Here is a 1,525-nt window from a genome sequence, read left to right on the forward strand (position 1 = left end):
CTGTAGTTTGTCAATAATCATGGCTGTAGATATGTCTTTCTTTTTTATCTACTTTAGGCAGTTTGTATCTCTTTTACTCTGCCTTTCTTACCTTTTTTAGTCTAAACTCCAGTAATTTAATCGTACTCATCCTAGGAAATGAAATGAACAGTCAGGAAACTCATCAAGAACCCATGCTAGACATTGCCATTATTGGTATGGCTTGTCGATTCCCCGGGGCTAAAAATATTGATGAATTTTGGCATAATCTCCGCAATGGAGTAGAGTCAATTAAATTTTTTTCTGACTCGGAGTTACAAAGTGCAGGCGTTGCCCCAACATTATTAGATAATCCCAACTATGTAAAAGCTGCTCCAATGATTGAAGACATTGATCGTCTGGATGCAGCATTCTTTGGCTTTAGCCCTCGCGAAGCGGAATTGATGGATCCGCAAAATCGCCTCTTTCTAGAATCAGCATGGGAAGCTTTAGAAAATGCTGGTTACAATCCTCAAACTTACAAAGGGCTAATTGGGGTATATGGCGGATCGGCAATTAACCGATATTTACTAAACAACCTCATCCGTGTCCCTAATCTGGATAATCCCTACGGATTCAGCAGCGAGCAAGATTTTTTGACAACAAACGTCTCCTACAAATTAAACCTCAAGGGTCCTAGCTTAAATGTCCAGACCTTCTGCTCTACTTCTCTGGTAGCTACGCATTTAGCTATCCAAAGTCTACTCAATCAAGAATGTGATATCGCCTTAGCAGGCGGCGTAACCCTTCATGTTCCTCAGCAGTCTGGATATATGTATCATGCTGGGGATATCACCTCGCCTGACGGACATTGTCGTACCTTTGATGCAAAAGCACAGGGAACTGTCTTTGGATCAGGTGTGGGCATTGTGGTGCTAAAGCGACTAGAAGACGCGATCGCTGATGGTGATCATATCGAAGCATTGATCAAAGGCTCGGCGATTAATAACGATGGTTCCTTAAAAGTGAGCTTCACCTCACCTAGTGTCAATGGTCAAGTTGATGTGGTGGTGGGCGCTCTAGATGTGGCTGGGATTAGTGCAGATACAATCAGTTACATCGAAGCTCATGGCACGGCTACAGAGATGGGTGACCCGATTGAGATTGCGGCTCTGACCCAAGCTTTTCGTCGTTACACTAATAAACGTAGATTTTGTGCGATCGGGGCTGTCAAAACCAACTTCGGGCATTTGATGGCAGCTTCGGGAATCTCAGGTTTAATCAAAACTGTCCTCGCCTTAAAACATAAACAAATTCCAGCAACATTACACTTTGAGAAGCCGAATCCTAAAATCGACTTTGATAATAGTCCCTTTTATGTCAACTCTCAGCTAAGTGAATGGAAAAGTGATGGATTGCCCCGTCGTGCAGGTGTTAGTTCTCTTGGCTTTGGTGGGACAAATGCCCATGTAGTTTTAGAAGAAGCGCCAGAACTAGAAGCATCCTCAGCTTCGCGCCCCTATCAACTATTGCTACTATCCGCCAAGACAGATACAGCCCTAGAAAC

At 43.5% G+C, this 1,525-nt stretch carries 1 protein-coding gene; it reads left to right on the plus strand.

Annotation, left to right across the window (positions count from 1 at the left end):
* Positions 1-143: 143 nt before the first annotated feature.
* Positions 144-1,525 (plus strand): type I polyketide synthase (locus B9G53_RS25560; protein WP_141211899.1); only part of this gene is annotated, 1,382 nt, incomplete at its 3' end.

Source organism: Pseudanabaena sp. SR411 (assembly GCF_002251945.1).
Taxonomy (GTDB): Bacteria; Cyanobacteriota; Cyanobacteriia; order Pseudanabaenales; family Pseudanabaenaceae; genus Pseudanabaena.